This window comes from Vibrio sp. 03_296 (genome assembly GCF_002265885.1).
This window is the reverse complement of record NZ_NPKW01000508.1, coordinates 1-1,230: the sequence shown is the minus strand read 5'-3', so window position 1 is coordinate 1,230 and position 1,230 is coordinate 1. Positions and strand designations below refer to the sequence as shown.

The window sequence follows — 1,230 nt, the reverse complement described above, 5'->3', positions numbered from 1 at the left end:
CGCGGCTGAAACCAGCAGCAATACAACAAAAAAGGGCTTGGTGATCCAAGGCCAGCTAAACAGATTAAACAGCAAATTAAACGCTGCGACGAAAAAACAGCGGGATAGAAATAACAAAGCCGGATCTTAACGCTGTCTAAGCCACTTAAGATCGAATGCAACGTGGCGTAAATCGGGATGTTAACCAAAAACGCAAAGTAGCTCGCCAACATCAATGTGATGCCAACGTACGAGAAATGGGTATTTTTAAATTCGCTGCATAACAACTAAACTCAAGTGTGAAACAAAACCAGCGCAGAGCATTTACAGCCCTGCGAATGTGACTGCTAAGGCAGCAATCGATTTGAGATAAATTTTTGCGATTCCATTTGCTCATAAAAATCACGGCCGAGACGTGAATTGCAACGGCCACTAAGGTTAGGTTGGCAAGCACTTCGTGCACTTCCTCTAACCACTCTTCTCCCCAGAAAAGATCGCTCTCGGTCAACCAACCACTGCCAGCAGTTGCGATAATCAAACCCACAATAGCAATCATCACTGCGCCTGCGGGGTTATGACCAAGGTGCTTATCTTGTCTGTCGCTCACCACTTCTTTTAAATGCGTCAGCGCGGCTGAAACCGAAGGCAGAAAGCGAGTTAAACGTGCTGGTGACTCCACCACTAACCCCCAAGCAAAGCGAAGGCTCAAACTCAGCAGGATCAAATACCCCGCCCAGTGATGCCACTCGCTGCCCTCTTCCAAGACAAAAAAGTTCAGGCAAAAAACGCACATGCCACAGTCCAATGGGTTGCTCGCACAACCCAATCCCATTTAAAGGTGTTAGTCATCCAACTCTTCCTTCACTTTGCGCATGTCGGTGGGATCAAATATGATTCGACGCGTTGTCTCTTGGTGTGACCATACAACTTCATAGCAACCGGTTTTGGTCTTTTCGAACACTTTGATTTGTACCCCATCGCTTCCACTTGAGATTTGGCTTGCTCAAAGTTAATCCATTGCGATTCTGGTGCATTCGTGCACTGCGGATCGGCCAATGCACTGGTTGCGCTGCCCAATGAAATCAATGCGGTGGTGGTCAAGAGAAGTGTTTTTTTCAYGATTGCGTCCTTGTGTGTGCTTTAACAAGGCGAATCATATCGAGCGAAACTTAAGATTGGCTTAAGAAATAAAATGAATGAATAACGAAGGCGAGATGACAAAGAGAATCACGCCAGCAAACGCTTGATATG

1 protein-coding gene and 2 pseudogenes are annotated in these 1,230 nt (G+C 46.3%); all 3 read right to left on the bottom strand.

Annotation, left to right across the window (positions count from 1 at the left end):
- Window positions 1-212, bottom strand: a pseudogene (locus CIK04_RS25790) (phosphoethanolamine transferase domain-containing protein); the annotation flags it as partial.
- Entirely contained in the window at window positions 212-772 is a 561-nt protein-coding gene (locus CIK04_RS25785) for a cytochrome b/b6 domain-containing protein (protein ID WP_325205834.1), read from the bottom strand. The gene CIK04_RS25785 and the pseudogene CIK04_RS25790, both read right to left, overlap by 1 nt.
- Before the next feature lie 48 nt (window positions 773-820).
- Window positions 821-1,098, bottom strand: a pseudogene (locus CIK04_RS25780) (PepSY domain-containing protein).
- Between the last annotated feature and the right edge of the window lie 132 nt (window positions 1,099-1,230).

What these genes read in the sequence shown, in the direction of transcription:
- CIK04_RS25785 (WP_325205834.1), bottom strand. Translation starts at nt 772, where the DNA reads ATGTGCGTTTTTTGCCTGAACTTTTTTGTCTTGGAAGAGGGCAGCGAG.